This is a genomic window from Bradyrhizobium sp. GW821-FHT12B03, from assembly GCF_058807535.1.
This window is the reverse complement of the sequence record NZ_JBXAQU010000026.1, coordinates 1-18,677: the sequence shown is the minus strand read 5'-3', so window position 1 is coordinate 18,677 and position 18,677 is coordinate 1. Positions and strand designations below refer to the sequence as shown.

Genomic DNA, 18,677 nt, shown 5'->3' with positions numbered 1-18,677 from the left:
TTGTCGACCAAATCCGGACAAGGCGCCTGAAAAGTACATTACGACTTTGAAATCATTACAAAATTGTACGATCAAGGGTCGCTTTTGATCGCGACCTTTCACGTCCTGTCACGCTCTTGTGATCGCCTCTTGGGAACGAATCCCCCCAATACTAGGTTGTTGGGGACCGGAAGCATGAACCTGCCCGAACAGGGTAGCGACTACTTCGGGTAGATGGCGGCAGGAGCCTTCCATGAACCACTCGATTTACAGCGCAGATCGCTCGACCCACCTGAAGATCGTGGTCGTCGCCCTCGTCGCAGGGATCGCGGTGGCGGGCTTCGGCATCACGGCACGCACGGGTTCGGACGAAGGTCTGACCCAGACGGCTCGCGTCATCAAGGCCGGCAAGCCGGTCGTTGTCACCAGTTCGAACGCGTCCCTCGTTCGCTAAGGAGATCTGACGAGTTTTGTGAATTCACGCGGCTCTTTACCAGCCCCCCAAAGTCGCCACGTGGATATGTAGACGACCCCAACCCCAAGTCGACTACAGAAAGCGCCCGCCCCCCACGGGCGCTTTCTCATGTCTGGGGTATGTGGGGTCGGTGCGAAATCGCCAGTCAAAGCAATTGCCACTCTCGTGTCACCGACGCGCTGCAACGCGCAAGCGTTGCTGCGCTGCGTCCGGGGCACGAGACTGTATTCGATGTATCGGCATGACTTCGCATCCTCGCGGCTGATCTCGCCCGAGCTTTGCCCATCATCTCACCCTCGATTGAAAGAGGGCGCAGGGAAGACCGGGTGCCGGCCGGGCACCCACGGTCCACTGTGCGAAAGGTGGCAACAGGAATCTGCACAGCGGCATACAGGTGAAGCCTGAACATCCGGCCTTCCCTGCGCAGTGGTTTTACGGCTTATGTCGCGCTCTCCCCGGGGAGCGTTGCACTATTGCCCCCGTCGCCTTGCGGATGGCTGATGCGGATGCCCGGTTGGGCAGTCCACATCACCGCAAGACTTGGCGCACAGACCCCGGGCGCCAGGACCACACGATTTTGCCGTACGCGAACCGCACCGGTCGTGTGCGCGACGTCTTTCGCTCACGGTTGCCCGCCCTGCAAAAGCCTTCGCGCCGATATGGCTCGCGTCCACCGCCGTCCGGCCCGCGTTCGTGACGATCGCGATACGCCCCTCTTCCTTGGGCCGGGTTGCCGCGACACATACGCCGTTTCCGAATTTCGGTAAAGTGGAATATTTTTGCCGGCGCTGATTGACCGACCGGCTGGGTGTTTTGCCCGTCGGGCAACGCAAGGGCTTGGGGCCGCTCCCGCCGAACAGCTCGCGATCTACCGCTGCATGCGTGAACCGGTCAGTTCTTGTAGCCCATGCTGCTGCAGACCGCGTACTGATAGTTGGGGTTCGCACCTTGCGCCCATAGGCCTTGTTTGCATTCCACGTACGTCCTGGCCTTGGCTGGCGCAAACGCCCTTATGTCCGGGTCGAGCACTTTGGAATGCGCACCCGCATCATAGATCTCTGTCGATGGAGCGCTCGGCTTCGTCGTTTTCTTCACGGCGTTGGCGGGGGCATTCGACAAGACGGCGACAGCCAGGCCCGCAAGGACCAGCGAGGAAAATCTCATGGTCATGTCCTCCACAACTCCACCTCGAACCGGGCAACCATCCATGGTCGCCACAATCATTGGTGGCGTCCATCGATCGTAACAACCTTGCCCCCGAAGGGCAATGGACGGAATTGCTCCAATGTCGCCGCGGGGCGAGAGGCGGACGTCGAGTAGCATGCGCGAACAGGGCGAGAAGCCGCCACCGCGACGGCTTCTCCGCTTGCACATCCTCCGATTATCGCTTCAGAACGGCAGCCGAACCCCTGCGGACCGCTTCGTCGCGGCCGGCGAATGTTCGAGGAGGGTTTGAGCTTCTTGATCGCTCCATCGTCACAGCGACCAAACCCGAACCCTCCTCAATCTACAACCCAAATGCCGTAGGCGGTGACGGAGGAGAAATGTCGTCAAGACCTGATGAACGAGAGCAGGTCGGGGTTGAGGACATCCGCATGTGTGGTGAGCATGCCATGAGGGTAGCCTGGATAAGTTTTCAGCGACCCGTTCTTAAGCAGGTTGACCGCACGCGGCACGGAACTTGCGAACGGGACGACTTGATCAGCCTCGCCATGCATCACCAGCACCGGCACGGTGATCTTCTTGAGGTCTTCAGTATAATCTTCGAGCCAGGAGTCGACAGTCGCGTAGTGAGCGAGAGCACCGCCGGCCATGCCTTGGCGCCACCAGTTCGCAATGATTGCCTCCGAAGGCTTGGCCCCATCGAGGTTGTACCCGAAGAATGGATTCTCAGGCACGAAGCGGTAAAATTCCGACCGGTTGCCCAGCACGCCTGCCCGGATCGCTTCGAACCACTCCGGCGGTTGACCGGACGGATTGCCCTCGCTCCGGTACATGTTCGGCGTCAGTGAAGCGACCAGAACCGCCTTCGCGACGCGCTTCTGGTGGCGAGCGACATAGCGAGCGACCTCGCCGCCACCTGTCGAGTGCCCGATGTGGATCGCGTCGCGCAGGTCGAGGTGTTCGGTCAGGGCCGCGAGGTCGTCAACCCAATGGTCCATGTCGTTGCCGGTGCTGGGCTGGTCGGACCGGCCGTGGCCGCGCCGGTCGTGGGCGATCACACGATACCCGTGATGAAGGAAGAACATCATCTGGGCGTCCCAGTCGTCCGCTGACAGCGGCCAGCCGTGGCTGAACACGATCGGCTGACCTGATCCCCAATCCTTGTAGAAGATGTTTACGCCGTCTGTGGTCGTGATCGTGGACATCGAGTCGCTCCATCTGTGCTGTTAGACATTTGTTGAAAAGTTTGCGGACGGGGGTCTAGAAAAAGCAAGCTGGCCCAAGCTGATCAGGCCAGACATCGCGCCCCCTGGCTTTCCAAAAGACACGATGTTCAGCGGCCTCGCCGGCGAGCCCTTGCCGTGGCAACACCCGATCGCCGATGCGCTATCGCCGGATCCGGCGCGGCGCTATTCGTCGCTCCTGCGCATTCGCGCGCGTTTCCTGCTAAATGAGGGATGCCACTCTCGATCGCGCTGCAGAATTGTCGAGGCCGTACTGAATTGCGATCACGCCGTGCCTATCGGCCTGGAGTGCTGGGATCACTTTGCTGAAGACGGTACGAGGCTTCGGCGTCGACATTGTTCGTTGTCCTTTTCTTGGTTGGAGACTGCGAAACGGTAAATCCCTCTTTGGCTGATGACCAAGACCTTGTAGGCTCCGAGCTATGCCTGGAAGATATACGAGGGGTCATGGAGCTCCGGCACCTGCGCTATTTCGTTGCCATCGCTGAAGAGGGCAGCCTGCTGACCGCCGCACAGCGGCGACTGAACACCTCTCAGCCATCGCTGAGCCGGCAGATCCGCGATCTGGAAACCGAAGTCGGCGTCCAGTTATTGGAGCGCCAGGCGCGCGGCGTGGCGCTGACCGCCGCCGGACGCGTGTTTCTCGATCATGCGCGGCTGGCGCTGCTGCAGGTGGAGGCCGCAACGGAAGGGGCCCGGCAGACCGCGCAACCGCAAAGGCCCGTTCTCTCGATGGGTTTTCTCGTTGGGCTAGAGGTGATGTGGCTCCCCCAGTTGCTGCGCATCCTCCGCGAGGAAGCGCCCGATGTCGAAGTCACGCTCAGCACGCAGTCTTCACCGGAGCTCGCGCTCGCATTGATGCGGGGAAAGCTGGACATAGCGTTCCTTCGTCCGGAGAAAGGCAACGACGGCGTCGTCTTCAAGATGCTGGCGAAGGAGCCCTTGATTGCCGTGCTGCCGGCCGAACATCGTCTGGCATCGCGCAAGAAGATTCGCCCCCAGGATCTGGCCCGCGAGATCTATGTCAGCTCGGCAAGAACATCGCCGGTCTTGCAGGAGGTCATACAGAATTACGCATCCCAGGTCGGCATTACTCTCAAGGCGAAGTACGAAGGCGAAAACATATCATCGGCCATGTCGCTCGTGGCCTCCACGGGCGGAATCAGCCTCGTCCCGCTCTATGCACAGAACATGCTGGCACCGAACGTCGTCGCCAGAGCGCTCGAGGGCGGCACGCCAACGGTCGATCTGGCGCTGGGATACAATCGGGCCAATCCGTCGCCCCTGCTCCGCCGTCTTTTGTCCCGCGCAGATGAATTGGTTGCAAACGTCCAGAACCAAAGCATCATCCGCTATGTTGAAGCTGACCAGTAGCCGACGCGGGAGTCCGCTTCGGGTCAAAATGCGAAGAACTCAACCTGAGCAAATCTAGTCCGCCATGCCTCAATGAGCGGACCTCAGCGAGGTGCGACGCTGCTTCGGCGATGGGCCAAGAACCGTCTCAAGAACGGACTCATGAACGGACTCATGCAGAATAACTGATGCCATTCGCTATTCGATAGCTGCGTCGGCACGAGCGAGCAGCCTGGGCGGAAGTTCGAGGTCGACCAAGCGGGCAGTCCGTTGATTGAGCCCCTGCTCAAGCCCGGCTGGCAATGCAGGCGTGGCACGGCCCCGGCGACAACGGAATTATTGGCCTGCCGCCGCAGCGGCGGTCGCCACATATTTCGTGTAGAACTCGGCGACCCGGCCGCGCCACATGCCGACGAACGCCTCTGACGTCACGTTGTCCACCGATTTCCAGGTGCGCTTGAACGCCGGAAGTGCATTGCCCCAGATCGCGCGTTTGCACCACCTCTCGCCCTTCTCTTTGCCTTCGCTGGTGGCGCACATCGATTTCCAGGCGGTGCGAGCAGGCCGGCTGATGTGCTCGGCGGCACCTTCCCAGCCCTGCTGATGGATCAGGTAAAGATCGCTCATGTCCGGCGTCCGGTGCGTGATCCACCCGAACTGGACGCCTTCGGTCATGATCTTGTAGGCGGCCGCTACGGCGTTGTCCCGCGGACTACGAATCTGCCCGAAGCCGAACTTCCCGAACTCATATTGGCTCAGCTGAAACAGGCCGATATACGACCCGGTACGTTGATTGGGATTGAAACCGGATTCGATCTTGGCAACCGCCATCATGAAATTGACATCGAGACCAAACGCGTCGGAAGCGCGCTTGATCTCCTCAGCCGGCGTTCCGACCGGAATGTCCTTCAACGCACGCAAGACGATCTCCGCCGGTTTCTCGGCGGGCGGCAGTTCGGACCAGATGTAATAGGTCAGATAACGGAAATCCGGCGTCGACGCCGCTTTCGGAGCACCATCGGACACATCGCGCGCTGGCGGCAGCGACTGGACGATGTCATCTCCCAACGACGCCAATTTCGGCCCGGCGGGATGATCGGCGATGTCGGCTCCGGTGCTCAACGGCGCGGAGCTTGCTGACGTCACTGCGTCAAGCTCTGCTCGTTCTGCCCGAAGCGCTGCCGCGAGCCTGGCGGATGCCTCCGCATACAGCGCGGGCGTCACCATGTTCGCAGGAGTCACAATGTTGGCTGGAGCCGCCACGTCCGCAGATGCTGCAAAGTTCGCTGCCGCTTCCCGCATGACATCCGGCGCCGTCGCAGCCGATCTGTTTCCGGCGGCCAGATAGAGTCCCACGGATGCGACGACACCCACGACGCAGCTGGTCTGCCAAACCTTCATGGCCCGAAGTCCACGGATGACTGCTGTACGAAGGGGGGTCGCATGTTTCCAGGGGCCTGTGGTCAGCCTCCTTCGTAAAATCTTAAGGTTTAAATGAGGTGAACGAGAGCAGACTTTCTGCCTCGCCACTCATCGGGCGTGTCCCGCTTCGGGTCACAGGCGGCACGGCCCCTGGGCGGGCAGGGCAATCGCATATGGTGTGCGCGATGCGGCGGCATTGGCAGTCGGCTCCCTCTCCCGCTCGCGGGCCGCGACGAGCTTCGCTCGCGCTGAGAGGGCTGGGGTGGGGGTGTCTCCGCGTCGGGATTATTGGGGATTGCGGAGGACGTCCCTGCGTAGCGAGAACCCTCACCCGCCGCGTTCGGGACGATGCTTCGCATCGCCCGGGGCGCGTCGGCCTCTCCCGCAAGCGGGAGAGGCGGAGCAAGCCCGCGGACAATCCTCATACCGCCGGCTCAGCGGCGCGGCGCTCCATAGGTCGGCGGCGGCGCCTGCACCGTCGGTGCGGCCGCGGCGAACAGCTCGTCCTTGCTGCCACTCATCGGCGGATAGATGCGCTTGCGGTTGATGGTCTCTTTGGTCGCCTTCGCGGCGGCGCCGGTGGCGCGGACCTCGCGATCCCAGCCCTCCGTGTAGAGCGCGCCCCAGCCGCCGAGATCGAGCACGGTGACGTACCAGTCGATCCGCAGCGGCAGCATCGGCAGGCCGGCGAGATCGGCGACGACGTTATGCCCGGCGAAGCGGCCCATCGGGCGGGCGAACTGGCAGGACATCACGGTCGGGTGCAGTCCGTCGACCACGCTGGAGGCGACGTCGCCGGCCGCGAACACGCCGCCGACATCGGCAACCCGCATGAACGGATCGACGAGAAGGCGACCGAGACGATCGCGCGCGTCCGGAAAGTTTTGGGCCAGCCGGCTCGCGCGCATGCCGGCGCACCAGATCACCGTCCGGGCCGGGATGAATTCACCCGAGCTCAGGTGAATGCCGGCGGCCTCGACCGATACGACGCGCGCGCCGAGCCGTGTCTCGACGTCGAGCGAGGCGAGCGCGGTCTCGATGACGGGACGCGCATGCGCGCCGATGGTGGCGCCCAGCGCCGGATTGGGATCGACCAGGATGATGCGGCGGCTGCCGGTGATGCCGGCACGCGCCAGCCGGTCCGGCATCTCGGCCGCGACCTCGACGCCGGTGAAGCCGGCGCCGACCACCACCACCGTCGAGCGCCCCGGCGAGGGCACGCTGCGCCCGAGCGAGACGAGATGATCCTCGAGGTGCAGCGCCGCAGCGTAGGTATCGACGTCGAAGGCATGGCCGGCAAGGCCCGGAATGTCGGGACGCATCACCTCGCTGCCGAGCGCCAGCACCAGCCGGTCGTAGGAGAGCGTCTCATCGCCCCCGCTTCCGACCAGCGAGATCTCGCGCCGTGCCGGATCGATGGCTTCGACCTCGCCGATGCCATGGTCGACGCCGATCGGATCGAGCAATGGCTCGAGCGGAAGCGCGACCTCGCTGAGGTCGGCCTCGTAATTGCGCACGCGAATGTTGTGATAGGGATTGCGATCGACGAGGCGGATCTCGATGTCGCGGCCGGCAGCGCCGATCTCGTCGCGCTTGCGCGCGGCGCCGATGGCCGCCCACAGGCCTGCAAATCCGGCGCCGAGCACGACAATACGCGCCATGTCCGCTTGCTGCTTTATCCCGAGAAAATCTCGCGGTCTGCCCCGCGCCGGCAGATTAGCTCATCCGGCCGGATCGACCAACCGTGGCGGCATCGCGCCGCTGCATAAAATCCCGGCTCCGAGCCTTTTCCGTTCCGATGAAATCGGAACGGGGCTCTGGGTTTTTGTCTTGACGCGTTTTCTTTACGCGAACCGGTAGCCACTTCGCTCGAAAACGCTCTAGCCCTCGCGCAGGTCCGACGGCGTCGCGCCAAAGCGCTTGCGGAAGGCACGGTTGAAATAGGACAGGTCGGAGAAGCCCGAGGAATGCGCGATGTCGCTGATCTTGCGCGTTCTGGCACGGGGATCGCCGAGCAGCTTGCGCGCCTGCAGCAGGCGCTGCTCCAGCACGAATTCGGTGAAGGTCGTGCCGGCCTGCTCGAACAGGCGCTGTGCCTGGCGCGGGCTCAAGCCCGAGCGCGTCGCAACTTCCGACAGGCAGAGATCGTTGCGGCCGAGTGCGGCCATCACGTCGGCGCGCATGAGATCGAGACGCGCCGCCGCCTGCCCGCGGCCGCGCGCGAGGCTGGCATGATCGGCATCGGTGCCGAGCAGGAGGCCGACGAGATCGACCATGTGCTGCGCGGTCAGGCGCTGGCCGACGGCGTCGAGATGCGGGCCGTGATTGGCGGCGAGCGCGTGGTAGCGGAAGATGGTCTCGGCGACGGCGCCGTCGGAGAGCACCTGCGAGAGCTTGTCCTCGGCGCGCGGATTGATGTCGAGCAGCGCGCGGCGCGGCATGCGGATGCTGGTGAAGCGATCTTCAATGGTGTGGCCGACGGTGCCGGTGACACCCATGTCGACGAGCACCATCTGCGCGGGCGCGAGCTCGACGGTGTGGCCGTTCTGTCCGACCCGGACGAGGCCGGCATGGGCCGCGATCAGGACGAGATCGTCGCTGCCGTCGGCAAGGTGGCTTTGCGTGCGTGAATATTGCGCGGAAGCACCTTCCGGAATCGCCAGCGCGATATTGTCGACCACGCTGATCTGGAGCCGGCAATCGATGCTGTCGCCATGGCTCGGCCCGATGTCGAGGCCACAGGAACCGAAGGCCCGGTCGCGCCAATGTTCGAACGCCGGGCCGTGCGGCAGGCCCGCATATTGGTGAACGAAGATGCCCGGCGTTTTCGCTGCATCCATCTGATTTCTCGCCCCTCTCCGGCACCACGATCGGCGGCGCCGACTGCAAATTCCGGGGATTTGACGCCGCGAAATGCGGAGAGGTTCAAATCCGGGGCGGATTTGGCCGGGCTTGTCGGGATGCGACGGAGGAATGGACGGTGGCGACAGGAACCGGATTGCTACTTCTTCGCCGGAACCTGCTGCTGCGGCTGGGACGGCGGCACGGTCTCGATCAGCTTGCCGGAAAACACCGGCGCCGAGGTCGGCTGGCCGCTCTGCGAGCCGCCGGCCTGCTCGACGGTGACGGCATAGGTCGCGCCGTTGACGACGTCGGCATCGTAGGAGGCGAGCAGCGGACGCGCGGTGAAGTCACCGCCGCCGATCACGCCGAGCGAGCGCGGGCGCGGCAGCTTGTCGGAGATCAGCCAGAGCTCAAAACTCTTGCCGGGCTCCGGCGTCGCGCCGACCTTGCGCACGGTGAAGTTCTTGGTCGCGCCATCCACCGTCAGAATGAAGGCCGGCCCGCCGGCCTGGCCCTGCAACAGCGCGACATATTGCGAGGACGCCGCGAGCGGCGCCGGTGTCTTCACCTCGACCGTCTGGATGCGCGGTGCCGGACGCAAGGTCCCCGGCAGCGCGTCGGGCTTGAAGATCTGAAGCGACAGCGTCACCAGCAGCGCGGCCGCGAGCGCACCGACGGCGGATGCGATCGAGCGCCAGCGCTTCACGCGGCTCTCGAGATAGATCACGTTGGTGTCGTCGACGATCGGCACCTGCGTGACCGGCACGATGCGCGGATCGGGCGCGTGGGTCTGCGGCACGAATTGCGGAGCGAAGTCCGGGATGACATCGGAGTCGGACGGCGGCGGCTCCGGCCGCTGCACGTCCGCAGATGGTGGCTCTGGCGATGCAGGCTCGGCCGAAACAAGCTCCGGCGGCAAGGCCTCGAACGCGGCAGCCGGCGGCACGGGCGGCGGTGGCGGCGAGGCTTCGGACGGCACGGGCGGCTCCTGCGCAGCCGCCGTTCGCGCGATCTCGCGCCTGATGTTCTCCCACACGATCGGGCGCGGCTCGATCGTGCCGACCATCTGGTTGAGGACGCCGAGCCGATAGGCCCAGGCCTGCACGACATCAGCGAACGCCTTGTCCACCGCCATCATGGTCTCGACCTGCGCGCGCTCGTCGGCGTCGAGGGTGCCGAGCGCATATTCCGCGGCGAGCGCGATATGGTCCTCCGTGTAGGCCATCACTTGCGGTCCAGAACCACCCTCACAGTAGAAACCCTCATAATCCGAGACACTCGCGGATATCCAGCATGCTGCGCCGCAGCCACGTCTTCACCGTGTTGACGGGCGCAGCGAATTTCTCCGCCAATTGCTCGCGGCTCCAGCCGTTGTAATAGGCGAGAAGCACGAGCCTCTGACGGTCCGGCTCGAGCCGGCCGACACATTCCAGGAGCCGCTTCAACTCCTCCGTCATCTCCCTCCGCGCCAGCGGATCGGGGCTGTCGGCGGCGACCTCCATCGCCTGAGGCTCTTCCTCGATGGAGACTTCCGACTTCTTGCGCACGATATCGATCGCACGATTGCGTGCGATCGACGCCATCCACGTGATCGGCGACGACAGGGCCGGATTGAACTGGCCGGCGCTGTTCCAGATCTTGACGTAGGTCTCCTGAATGACCTCCTCTGCGAGATCCTGCCGACGCAAGATACGGAGCACGACGCCATAGAGTTTCGCACGCGTGGCGCCGTAGAGGCGCTCGAACGCGGCCTGATCGCCCTTGGCGACCTCCTCAAACAGCCCGACCAGCTCTGCTGGCGTCAGCATTCAGCCCCCTGAAACGCGCCCCGTCGCTTCCCTTCACCTCTCCCCGACGGGGAGAGGTCGATTTGCGCAGCAAATCGGGTGAGGGGGCGCACGGCTAACGGGAAACCGTCACCCCTCACCCGGCGCTCCGCGCCGACCTCTCCCAAGGGAGAGGTGGACACCGCCGTCGCTGGCACAGCATTCATTTCCGCTACCATAGCGCGCAGCAAAGCCGACCACCAAGGGGCGTGGCGCCACGCTGTGGACAGCACATACGAAAACCCGGACCTTGCGGGTCCGGGTTCTGCAATCTCGGTGGTCCGGCTGCTAGCGCCTCAGGCGACGGCGCCGATGCGGGCCCGCATCAGGCCGATGCTGTCGAGGTCGGCCTGCTCGCGGGCGTTTTCCTCGGCGCGTTCGCGGGCCTGGTCGCGCTCGTCGAGGAGCTCGACCTTCTTCAGCTCCTCGAAGGCCTCGGCCAGCGCGGCCTTGGCTTCGTCGAGCTGGCCCTTGAGCTCGTCGGCCGAGCGGGTCAGGTTCTCACGGCGCTGGATCGCGGCCTTGGCATAGGTCGGATAGGCGAAGTGCGAGGGATCGTTGATCCCGGCACGCTCCTGCTCGGTCTGGATCTCGCGTTCGAGATCGACCGACATCCGCTGGAAGTCGGCAATCATGGTCTCGATCTGGGTGACCCGGCGGCGCTTCTCGTCGACCTGAAATTTCTTCAGGCGAATGAGGGTATCACGTGACTTCATCGACTCGTACTCCCCAGAAGTCCCCTGGCTGCAAGACATACACACATTGGGACAACACCGGTCTCCCCACAGGCCCAATTGGGGCCAAGACCGGCTCTGCTACTCTGTGAGAGTGGATGATGACCTGACAAAGTTAGCGTTCCGTTTCCAAGTTACCGAGGATTTGCGCCAACTGGCGGTAGCCGTCCGCCAGCGAGGCATTTTCGTCCTTGCGCTGGCGCAGGAAGGCTTCCAGCGGCTCGTGCAGGCGGATCGCCTCGTCGACCTCGGGGCTGGAGCCGGCCCGATAGGCGCCGAGCCGGATCAACTCCTCCATGTCGGCATAGGTCGCCATCACCGCCCGCGCCTTCTGGATGGTCGGCCAGAACTCCGGATCGGCCGATTTCGGCATGGTTCGGGAGACGGATTTGAGGATGTTGATGGCGGGGTAGCGGCCGCGCTCGGCGATCGAGCGCTGCATCACGATGTGGCCGTCGAGGATGCCGCGGACGGCGTCGGCAATCGGCTCGTTGTGATCGTCGCCATCGACCAGCACCGTGAAGATCGCGGTGATCGCGCCCTCCCCGAGGCCCGGTCCGGCCCGCTCCAGCAGCTTCGGCAGCTCGGTAAAGACGGTCGGCGTATAGCCCTTGGCGGTCGGCGGCTCGCCGGCGGACAGGCCGATCTCGCGCTGGGCCATGGCAAAGCGCGTCACCGAGTCCATCAGGCAGAGGACATCCTTGTCCTCGTCGCGAAAATATTCGGCGACCGCGAGCGTCAGATACGCCGCCTGGCGGCGCATCAGCGCCGGCTCGTCGGAGGTCGCGACCACGACGACGGAGCGCGCCAGGCCCTCCTCGCCGAGGTCATCCTGCAAAAATTCCTGGACCTCGCGGCCGCGTTCGCCGATCAGCCCGATGACGCTGACGGCGGCGTCGACGTTGCGCGCCAGCATCGACAGCAGCACCGACTTGCCGACGCCGGAGCCTGCGAAGATGCCCATGCGCTGGCCGCGGCAGCAGGTGAGGAACGTGTTCATCGCGCGCACGCCGAGATCGAGCGGCGCGCCGACACGCTTGCGCGAATGCGCCGGCGGCGGCGTATTGCGGAACGGCATCGGCGAGGAGCCCTGCGGCAACGGCCCCTTGCCGTCGATCGGCTCGCCGAGCGCATTGACGACGCGGCCGAGCCAGGCCGCCGAGGGGCGCACCTGGTTGGCGGCATTGGCGATCACCGCCTTGCAGCCGCGGCGCACGCCGTCGAGCCCCGCGAACGGCATCACGACGGCATTGTTGCCGGAGAAGCCGATCACCTCGCAGGGAATCGAACGGTTGGCGCCGGTCTCGATCACGAGCCGCGCGCCGACCGACATCGCATGGATGGGACCGGCCACCTCGACCATCAGGCCGCGCACGCCAACCACACGGCCATAGATATTGACGCCGTCGATATCGCCGATCTGTTCGGCCAGAGCCTTCATAAGAGGGCCTTCATCAGGGGGGCGTCTTCGCGATCCCGGGCTTTCACGGTGAAACTCTTAAGTTTCGCCATATTTCTGAACGGCGCTTAACTTCGTGTTTACCCGCATCGTTAATCATTGCGTCACTGTCTTTGTGACTGAGCGTGACTCCCCTTCAGAAGAAGGCTGAGTCGCGGGAGTCGGTTAGGCCCGTCTCTTAAAGTGGAACTTGAACGGAACCGGATAACGAAAGCTGCTTCGCGCGCAAGACCTTAGGGCGATTCGAGAAAAATTGCACCCAGGGGACTTGCGTTCCAGAATCAGGATTTGTTAACCATCTGTTGTCAGGATCCGAATCAGTTGTTCAAAGGCGTTTTGTTGAGTGCCGCGAATGCGGCCGACCTGACGCCCAGGAGCGGCGACTATGGGGAACTGGCATGCGCGTTTTGCTGATTGAAGATGACAGCGCCGTCGCGCAGTCGATCGAGCTGATGCTGAAGTCTGAGAGCTTCAACGTCTACACGACCGATTTGGGGGAAGAAGGCGTCGATCTCGGTAAATTATACGATTACGACATTATCCTTCTCGACCTCAACCTGCCTGACATGTCCGGCTACGACGTGCTCAAGCAACTCCGGGTCTCCAAGATCAAGACCCCGATTCTGATCCTCTCCGGCCTCGCCGGCATCGAGGACAAGGTCAAGGGTCTCGGCGTCGGCGCCGACGACTACATGACCAAGCCCTTCCACAAGGACGAGCTGGTGGCCCGCATCCACGCGATCGTGCGCCGCTCCAAGGGCCATGCCCAGTCGGTCATCCAGACCGGCGACCTCGTCGTCAACCTCGACACCAAGACGGTCGAAGTCGGCGGCCAGCGCGTGCATCTGACCGGCAAGGAATACCAGATGCTGGAGCTGCTCTCGCTCCGCAAGGGCACGACCCTGACCAAGGAAATGTTCCTCAACCACCTCTATGGCGGCATGGACGAGCCCGAGCTGAAGATCATCGACGTCTTCATCTGCAAGCTCCGCAAGAAGCTCGCCAACGCCTCCGAAGGCCGCAACTTCATCGAGACCGTGTGGGGCCGCGGCTACGTGCTGCGCGAGCCGCACGAGCACGAAGAGCGCATTCCCGCCTGATCTTCTGGGTTTACGTCGCGAGCCCGTTCGGCTCGCTCCTCCCAGCCTGGACCCCGCCGCAAATGGCGGGGTTTTGTTTTTTGGGGGATGCGGACGCGGCTCCATCGCCGTCCCGTCGTTGAACCGTTATCCTCTCCCCGCCGACGAATGGTCGCTGCACGATGGGGGAACGATGATCCTGCAATCACTCGCCGGCCTGCCCGCCTTCCTGGTCTACTTCTGCACCGGGCTGATCGCGATCGTGGCGTATCTGTTCGTCTACACCCGCATCACCCCGCACAACGAGTTCCAGCTGATCCGCGACAACGAGCCGGCCGCGGCGATCTCGCTCGGCCTCAGCCTGCTCGGCTTCGTGGCGCCGCTGGTCAGCGCGATCGCGCATTCGGCCAATGTGCTGGACTGCCTGATCTGGGCGACCATCGCGCTGATCGTCCAGATCATCGTGTTCTTCCTCGTCAAGGTCCCGGTGCCGAACCTGTCGGCGCGGATCGCCGACGGCGAGCTTGCCCCGGCGATCTGGCTCGGCCTGTCCTCGCTCGCAGCCGGCCTGTTGAACGCCGCCTGCATGATCTACTGACATGATCAACTGATATGGCCGACAAACCCACCAGCAAGCAGTTCGGCAAGCGCCGGCCCGTCGAGCCGCCGCCTCCGCGCCCCCCGGTGAAACGCTCCGGCCATGTCGCTCTGCTCGTGATGGGCACGATCGCGGTCGGCACCACCGCCTACGCGCTGATGCCGCGGCAGACCTGCGAGCCTCCTCCTCCCGGGACGGATCCAGCGGTGCAGACGAGCACCGCGTGCAGCAGCCGAAGCAGCTCCTCGAGTGGCGGCGGCGGCTCGGGCTCATCGTCGCGATCGAGCTTCTTCAGCAGCGATTCCTCCAGCCATTCTTCGTCGAGCACGTCATCCGACTCGGGCCACAGCAGCGTGAGCCGTGGCGGCTTCGGCTCGTTCGGCCACGGCTTCTCGGGCGGCGGCTAGCGCATGATCCGGAAAAGTGGTGACCGGTTTTCCGACAAGATCATGCGCAGGAAATAACATGCAACGCATCACCTGCCTCGAGCGCGACGACTGGCGAGAGACCGCAGCACAATGCGGCTTCGTCTTCCACACCAACGGCGGCGACCGCTATTGGGACGAGCGTGCCTATTACGCCTTCACGCTCGACGAGATCGAGCGCGGCATCGAAACGCCGACCGGCGAGATCGACGCGATGTGCCTGGAGCTTGCCGGCCGCGTGATCGGCGACGAGCGCCACTTGCGGCGCTTGAAGATCCCGGAGGCGTCCTGGAGTTTCATCGCCGAGAGCTGGAAGCGCGACGACCGCAGCCTTTATGGCCGGCTCGACCTGAGGTTCGACGGCAAGTCGCCGGCAAAGCTGCTCGAATACAACGCGGATACGCCGACCTCGATCTTCGAGGCTGCGGTGTTTCAATGGACCTGGCTCGAACAGGCGATCGAACGCCGCATCATCCCGGTGCGCTCCGACCAGTTCAACTCCATCCACGAGCGGCTGATCGCGGCGTGGAAGACGATCGCCGCAGGCCGCCATCTCCATCTCACCGGCACCACCGGCAACGAGGAGGACGCCGGCACGCTGGCCTATCTCGAAGACACCGCGCGCCAGGCGGGGCTATCGACCACGCTGCTCGACATTGAAGCGATCGGCTGGCGCGACGAGGGAGGCGGCTTCGTCGATCTCGATGACAGCGACATCGCACTCGCCTTCAAGCTCTATCCCTGGGAATGGATGTTTCACGACGCCTTCGGCGCAAAGCTCGAGGGCGCGCCGACGCGCTGGATCGAGCCGCCGTGGAAGGCGGTGCTCTCCAACAAGGGCATCCTGCCGCTGCTCTGGGAGATGTTTCCGAACCATCCCAATCTGCTGCCGGCCTTCTTCGAGGACGATCCGCGCGCAGCCGAGCTCGGCAGCTCCTATGTGCGCAAGCCACTGCTGTCGCGCGAAGGCGCCAATGTCACGCTGGTGTCCGGCGGAATGCCGCTCGACGAGCACGCGGGTCCTTATGGTGCAGAAGGCTTCGTGCGGCAGGCGCTCTCGCCGTTGCCGAACTTCTCCGGCTTCTATCCGGTGATCGGAAGCTGGCTGGTGAACCACGAACCCTGCGGCCTGTCGATCCGCGAAGACGAGCGTCCGATCACCGGCAACGGCTCGCGGTTTCTGCCGCACGCGATTTTGTAAGAGGCTTGCTTCTTACCCTCCCCTGGAGGGTAAGCGAGAGTTCTACTTCTCCCACAAGGGGAGAAGGAAGAAAGTTCACCTTGCCGCTGCAATCTTCAGCGGCTGCGGCATCAATCCGCCCATCGGGCGGCCGGAGCGCGCCGGGTTGAGCTGATAGAGACCGCGGCGATCAGCGACGGGGCGGAACGCGTCGGTGATGCCGACGACGGATTCGGCGGCGCCGAGCAGCAGCGTGCCGTCGGCTTCCAGCCCCTTCGCCATCCGCTCGAAGATCACCGCCTTGGTGCCCTGGTCGAAATAGATCAGCACGTTGCGGCAGAAGATCACGTCGAACGTGCCGAGATGGGAGAAATCCTGCAACAGATTGAGCTGGCGGAACTGCACCATGGCGCGAATGTCGGCATTGAGCTGCCAGAGCTCGCCTGTTTGCGTGAAGTACTTCATCAGGTGCTGGATCGGCAGGCCGCGCTGCACCTCGAACTGGCTGTAGACGCCTGCCTTCGATTTCTCCAGCACCTCCTGCGACAGATCGGTGGCGACGATCTCGATGCGCCAGCCGGCCAGGGCCGCGCCCATCTCCTTCAGGCACATCGCGATCGAATAGGGCTCCTGTCCCGTCGACGACGCCGCCGACCAGATGCGCAAGCTCTTGCGCGCCGCGCGCGCCTGGATCAGTCCGGGCAGGATGGTCTCGCGCAGATGATCGAACGGGATCTTGTCGCGGTAGAAGAAGGTCTCGTTGGTGGTCATCGCTTCGACCACGTCGGTCGCAAGCCGGCCGTCGCCGTTCCTGATCTTCAGCACGAGATCGGGAATGCCGGATAGACTCGCCTTGCGGGCAAGCGGCAGCAGCCGGCTCTCGACCAGATACTGCTTGTCGGCGGAGAGATCGAGGCCGGAGCGCTCTTTCAGGAACTTGCGCAGATAATCGTAGTCGACCGGCGTCACGAACGGTCTCCCGCGAACAGGCGGTTGACCTTGGCGCCGATCTGGTTGAGCGGCAGGATCGCCGCGCAGATGCCGGCATTGGCCGCCGCGCCCGGCATGCCCCAGACGACGCTGGTGGCTTCGTCCTGTGCGATGACGCTGCCGCCGGCCGCAACGATGTCCTTGCCGCCACGCATGCCGTCCGAGCCCATGCCCGTCAGGATCACGGAGAGGATGGCGCCGTGCCAGATGTCGATGGCGGAGGTGAAGAGCGGATCGACCGCGGGCTTGCAGAAATTGACGGCGGGGCCGTCGTCGAGCGCGATCGCCACGTCCGCGCCGCTGCGCACGACGCGCATGTGCTTGCCGCCGGGCGCGAGATAGATCCGTCCCGGCTTCACCGGCTCGCCGTCGACCGCCTCGGCTGCCGGCTTGCGGCTGGAGCGCGCGAGATGCTCGGCGAGAATGGTGGTGAAGGTCGGCGGCATGTGCTGGGTGATCAGCACCGGGACGCGGTCGATGACAGGGCCGAGCTCGGTGACGAGGGCCATCAGCGCCTGCGGGCCGCCGGTCGAGGAACCGATCAGCAGCACCTTCGGTGCCTGGGTCGAGAACGGGCGCGTCGACAGCGCCCCCGACGACGGCGCAGGCACGGCCGGTGCGGGCGCGGCGGGCCGCGCGACAGCCGGTGCACGTGCAGCCGGAGCGGGACTTGCACTCGAGCTTGGGCTCGCAGGCGCCAGCGGCGGGCTCGCAACCGCGGGCTTCCGGCGCAGCCGTGCACCGAGGTGACGGATCTTCTGGATCAGGTCGTGATGGAAGGTGTCGGCGGCCGACGCCTCGCGCGTCGATTCCGGCTTCGGAATGTAGTCGGCCGCGCCGAGCGACAGCGCCTTGAAGCTGATCTCCGCGTTGCGGCGGGTCAGCGTCGAGGCCATGATGATGACGAGATCGCGCTTCTTCGCCAGCAATTGCGGCAATGCCGAGATGCCGTCGAGCTCGGGCATTTCGATGTCGAGCACGGCAACGTCGGGATTGATGCGTTCGAGCTGGTTGACCGCCTCGAGCCCGGTGCGCAGCGAGGCTGCGACCTCCATGTCGTGCTCGGCGCCGACCCAGCGCGAGATCAGACCGCGGATGACGACGGAGTCGTCGACGATCATCACCCGCAGCGGCCCCGCTTCGCGCGACGAACTCGTGGTCGAATTACCTGCGAACGCAACACTCATTACTCACCAACTCAGACTGAAACGGTTCAGTTGAAGACAATCGCCGAAGGATCCGTTCGGCCTCCGGACGATCGCTCAGATCAGGCCGACTTCCTGGAACTTCGCCGTCACGATGTCCTTGTCGAAAGGCTTCATGATGTACTCGTTGGCGCCGGCATGAAGCGCACGCGCGATGTGCGCGACGTCGTTCTCGGTGGTGCAGAACACCACCTTGGGCTGGTCGCCGCCGGGCATGCGCCGGAGATGGCCGAGAAACTCGTAGCCATCCATGACCGGCATGTTCCAGTCGAGCAGCACCGCGTCCGGAAGGCCGCGCTTGCAGGCCTCCAGCGCCTTCTCACCGTCCTCGGCTTCGAGGATCTGGAAGTCGAGGCCCTCCAGGATCCGGCGCGCAACCTTGCGGATGACGCTGGAATCATCAACGACGAGACAAGTTCGCATATGAGCCTCTGCTTCCTGTCCCCTTTGCGGGGGCACTTCCAATTGCAAGTCCGTCGGCGGCGATGGCGCCGTATCAGGCCGCCATCATCTCGGGCGCGAGCTCGAGGACGCGATCGACGTCGAGGACGACCATGAGCTGGCCGTCGAGGCGGTGGACGCCGCCGGCGAGCTTGGCCATGCGGGGGTCGAGGTTGACGGGGTTTTCCTCCATGCCGGCCTCGGGCAGGCGCAGCACTTCGCCGATCTGGTCGATCAAGAGGCCGTAGGATTCACCGCG

General features: G+C 64.3%; 19 protein-coding genes and 1 pseudogene. 6 read left to right on the top strand and 14 right to left on the bottom strand.

All coding sequences use genetic code 11. From position 1 onward, the window contains the following. The first annotated feature begins 232 nt into the window (after nt 1-232). Entirely contained in the window at nt 233-433 is a 201-nt protein-coding gene (locus AC1RUR_RS34440; protein WP_270166865.1) for a hypothetical protein, read from the top strand. 912 nt (nt 434-1,345) lie between these two features. Here the strand turns inward: AC1RUR_RS34440 and AC1RUR_RS34435 are convergent. From AC1RUR_RS34435 to AC1RUR_RS34425, 3 genes and pseudogenes are all read right to left on the bottom strand, one after another. Continuing rightward, nucleotides 1,346-1,678, bottom strand: a complete 333-nt coding sequence (locus tag AC1RUR_RS34435; protein WP_492852395.1) for a hypothetical protein — start codon at nt 1,676-1,678, stop codon at nt 1,346-1,348. A 326-nt stretch (nt 1,679-2,004) separates the two neighbouring features. Further along, entirely contained in the window at nt 2,005-2,823 is an 819-nt protein-coding gene (locus AC1RUR_RS34430) for an alpha/beta fold hydrolase (RefSeq protein WP_492852393.1), read from the bottom strand. 277 nt (nt 2,824-3,100) lie between these two features. Beyond that, nucleotides 3,101-3,199, bottom strand: a pseudogene (locus tag AC1RUR_RS34425) (alpha/beta hydrolase); the annotation flags it as partial. Nucleotides 3,200-3,309: 110 nt separating this feature from the next. Here AC1RUR_RS34425 and AC1RUR_RS34420 point away from each other — a divergent pair. Continuing rightward, nucleotides 3,310-4,236, top strand: coding sequence for a LysR substrate-binding domain-containing protein (locus AC1RUR_RS34420; protein ID WP_492852391.1), 927 nt, complete (start codon nt 3,310-3,312; stop codon nt 4,234-4,236). A 315-nt stretch (nt 4,237-4,551) separates the two neighbouring features. Here the strand turns inward: AC1RUR_RS34420 and AC1RUR_RS34415 are convergent, their stop codons facing one another. The 7 genes from AC1RUR_RS34415 to fliI all read right to left on the bottom strand — a co-directional run bounded on the left by AC1RUR_RS34415 (nt 4,552) and on the right by fliI (nt 12,482). Continuing rightward, nucleotides 4,552-5,616 (bottom strand): transglycosylase SLT domain-containing protein, encoded by a 1,065-nt coding sequence (locus AC1RUR_RS34415; protein ID WP_492852389.1) that lies wholly within the window; start codon nt 5,614-5,616, stop codon nt 4,552-4,554. A gap of 455 nt (nt 5,617-6,071) precedes the next feature. Continuing rightward, complete coding sequence (locus tag AC1RUR_RS34410) at nt 6,072-7,298, bottom strand: NAD(P)/FAD-dependent oxidoreductase (protein ID WP_492852387.1); 1,227 nt, start codon at nt 7,296-7,298, stop codon at nt 6,072-6,074. 219 nt (nt 7,299-7,517) lie between these two features. Further along, nucleotides 7,518-8,477: a helix-turn-helix transcriptional regulator gene (locus AC1RUR_RS34405; RefSeq protein WP_492852385.1), complete on the bottom strand. Its 960-nt coding sequence runs from the start codon at nt 8,475-8,477 to the stop codon at nt 7,518-7,520. Between the two features lie 161 nt (nt 8,478-8,638). Next, nucleotides 8,639-9,706 (bottom strand): anti-sigma factor, encoded by a 1,068-nt coding sequence (locus tag AC1RUR_RS34400; protein ID WP_492852383.1) that lies wholly within the window; start codon nt 9,704-9,706, stop codon nt 8,639-8,641. Nucleotides 9,707-9,743: 37 nt separating this feature from the next. Further along, nucleotides 9,744-10,289 (bottom strand): sigma-70 family RNA polymerase sigma factor, encoded by a 546-nt coding sequence (locus tag AC1RUR_RS34395; RefSeq protein ID WP_492852381.1) that lies wholly within the window; start codon nt 10,287-10,289, stop codon nt 9,744-9,746. 314 nt (nt 10,290-10,603) lie between these two features. Further along, nucleotides 10,604-11,023: a flagellar export protein FliJ gene (gene fliJ / locus AC1RUR_RS34390; protein WP_011084990.1), complete on the bottom strand. Its 420-nt coding sequence runs from the start codon at nt 11,021-11,023 to the stop codon at nt 10,604-10,606. Nucleotides 11,024-11,156: 133 nt separating this feature from the next. Next, on the bottom strand, nt 11,157-12,482 hold the full coding sequence (fliI, locus tag AC1RUR_RS34385; RefSeq protein WP_492852378.1) for a flagellar protein export ATPase FliI: 1,326 nt from the start codon (nt 12,480-12,482) through the stop codon (nt 11,157-11,159). A gap of 416 nt (nt 12,483-12,898) precedes the next feature. Between fliI and ctrA the strand changes: the two genes are divergently transcribed. The 4 genes from ctrA to AC1RUR_RS34365 all read left to right on the top strand — a co-directional run bounded on the left by ctrA (nt 12,899) and on the right by AC1RUR_RS34365 (nt 15,803). Next, nucleotides 12,899-13,600, top strand: coding sequence for a response regulator transcription factor CtrA (gene ctrA, locus AC1RUR_RS34380; protein WP_008138878.1), 702 nt, complete (start codon nt 12,899-12,901; stop codon nt 13,598-13,600). Between the two features lie 172 nt (nt 13,601-13,772). After that, entirely contained in the window at nt 13,773-14,177 is a 405-nt protein-coding gene (locus AC1RUR_RS34375; RefSeq protein WP_492852376.1) for a DUF350 domain-containing protein, read from the top strand. A 14-nt stretch (nt 14,178-14,191) separates the two neighbouring features. Beyond that, nucleotides 14,192-14,584 (top strand): hypothetical protein, encoded by a 393-nt coding sequence (locus AC1RUR_RS34370; RefSeq protein ID WP_492852375.1) that lies wholly within the window; start codon nt 14,192-14,194, stop codon nt 14,582-14,584. A 58-nt stretch (nt 14,585-14,642) separates the two neighbouring features. Continuing rightward, complete coding sequence (locus tag AC1RUR_RS34365; RefSeq protein WP_492852374.1) at nt 14,643-15,803, top strand: glutathionylspermidine synthase family protein; 1,161 nt, start codon at nt 14,643-14,645, stop codon at nt 15,801-15,803. A gap of 75 nt (nt 15,804-15,878) precedes the next feature. Here AC1RUR_RS34365 and AC1RUR_RS34360 read toward each other — a convergent pair whose 3' ends face one another. The 4 genes from AC1RUR_RS34360 to AC1RUR_RS34345 form a co-directional block, all read right to left on the bottom strand. Continuing rightward, a complete protein-coding gene (locus AC1RUR_RS34360) occupies nt 15,879-16,751 on the bottom strand; it encodes a CheR family methyltransferase (RefSeq protein WP_492852373.1) in 873 nt (290 codons plus the stop codon). Beyond that, nucleotides 16,748-17,959, bottom strand: coding sequence for a protein-glutamate methylesterase/protein-glutamine glutaminase (locus AC1RUR_RS34355; RefSeq protein ID WP_492852371.1), 1,212 nt, complete (start codon nt 17,957-17,959; stop codon nt 16,748-16,750). The genes AC1RUR_RS34360 and AC1RUR_RS34355 overlap by 4 nt, the downstream gene beginning before the upstream one ends. Before the next feature lie 75 nt (nt 17,960-18,034). Beyond that, nucleotides 18,035-18,400: a response regulator gene (locus AC1RUR_RS34350; RefSeq protein WP_007600538.1), complete on the bottom strand. Its 366-nt coding sequence runs from the start codon at nt 18,398-18,400 to the stop codon at nt 18,035-18,037. A gap of 73 nt (nt 18,401-18,473) precedes the next feature. Next, on the bottom strand, nt 18,474-18,677 hold a 204-nt coding region (locus AC1RUR_RS34345; RefSeq protein ID WP_492852369.1), incomplete at its 5' end, for a chemotaxis protein CheW.

What these genes read in the sequence shown, in the direction of transcription:
- AC1RUR_RS34420 (WP_492852391.1), top strand. Translation starts at nt 3,310, where the DNA reads ATGGAGCTCCGGCACCTGCGCTATTTCGTTGCCATCGCTGAAGAGGGC.
- AC1RUR_RS34405 (WP_492852385.1), bottom strand. Translation starts at nt 8,477, where the DNA reads ATGGATGCAGCGAAAACGCCGGGCATCTTCGTTCACCAATATGCGGGC.
- AC1RUR_RS34395 (WP_492852381.1), bottom strand. Translation starts at nt 10,289, where the DNA reads ATGCTGACGCCAGCAGAGCTGGTCGGGCTGTTTGAGGAGGTCGCCAAG.
- AC1RUR_RS34430 (WP_492852393.1), bottom strand. Translation starts at nt 2,823, where the DNA reads ATGTCCACGATCACGACCACAGACGGCGTAAACATCTTCTACAAGGAT.
- ctrA (WP_008138878.1), top strand. Translation starts at nt 12,899, where the DNA reads ATGCGCGTTTTGCTGATTGAAGATGACAGCGCCGTCGCGCAGTCGATC.
- AC1RUR_RS34400 (WP_492852383.1), bottom strand. Translation starts at nt 9,706, where the DNA reads ATGGCCTACACGGAGGACCATATCGCGCTCGCCGCGGAATATGCGCTC.
- fliI (WP_492852378.1), bottom strand. Translation starts at nt 12,482, where the DNA reads ATGAAGGCTCTGGCCGAACAGATCGGCGATATCGACGGCGTCAATATC.
- AC1RUR_RS34370 (WP_492852375.1), top strand. Translation starts at nt 14,192, where the DNA reads ATGGCCGACAAACCCACCAGCAAGCAGTTCGGCAAGCGCCGGCCCGTC.
- AC1RUR_RS34365 (WP_492852374.1), top strand. Translation starts at nt 14,643, where the DNA reads ATGCAACGCATCACCTGCCTCGAGCGCGACGACTGGCGAGAGACCGCA.
- AC1RUR_RS34435 (WP_492852395.1), bottom strand. Translation starts at nt 1,678, where the DNA reads ATGATTGTGGCGACCATGGATGGTTGCCCGGTTCGAGGTGGAGTTGTG.
- AC1RUR_RS34415 (WP_492852389.1), bottom strand. Translation starts at nt 5,616, where the DNA reads ATGAAGGTTTGGCAGACCAGCTGCGTCGTGGGTGTCGTCGCATCCGTG.
- AC1RUR_RS34440 (WP_270166865.1), top strand. Translation starts at nt 233, where the DNA reads ATGAACCACTCGATTTACAGCGCAGATCGCTCGACCCACCTGAAGATC.
- AC1RUR_RS34355 (WP_492852371.1), bottom strand. Translation starts at nt 17,959, where the DNA reads ATGAGTGTTGCGTTCGCAGGTAATTCGACCACGAGTTCGTCGCGCGAA.
- AC1RUR_RS34350 (WP_007600538.1), bottom strand. Translation starts at nt 18,400, where the DNA reads ATGCGAACTTGTCTCGTCGTTGATGATTCCAGCGTCATCCGCAAGGTT.
- fliJ (WP_011084990.1), bottom strand. Translation starts at nt 11,023, where the DNA reads ATGAAGTCACGTGATACCCTCATTCGCCTGAAGAAATTTCAGGTCGAC.
- AC1RUR_RS34410 (WP_492852387.1), bottom strand. Translation starts at nt 7,298, where the DNA reads ATGGCGCGTATTGTCGTGCTCGGCGCCGGATTTGCAGGCCTGTGGGCG.
- AC1RUR_RS34375 (WP_492852376.1), top strand. Translation starts at nt 13,773, where the DNA reads ATGATCCTGCAATCACTCGCCGGCCTGCCCGCCTTCCTGGTCTACTTC.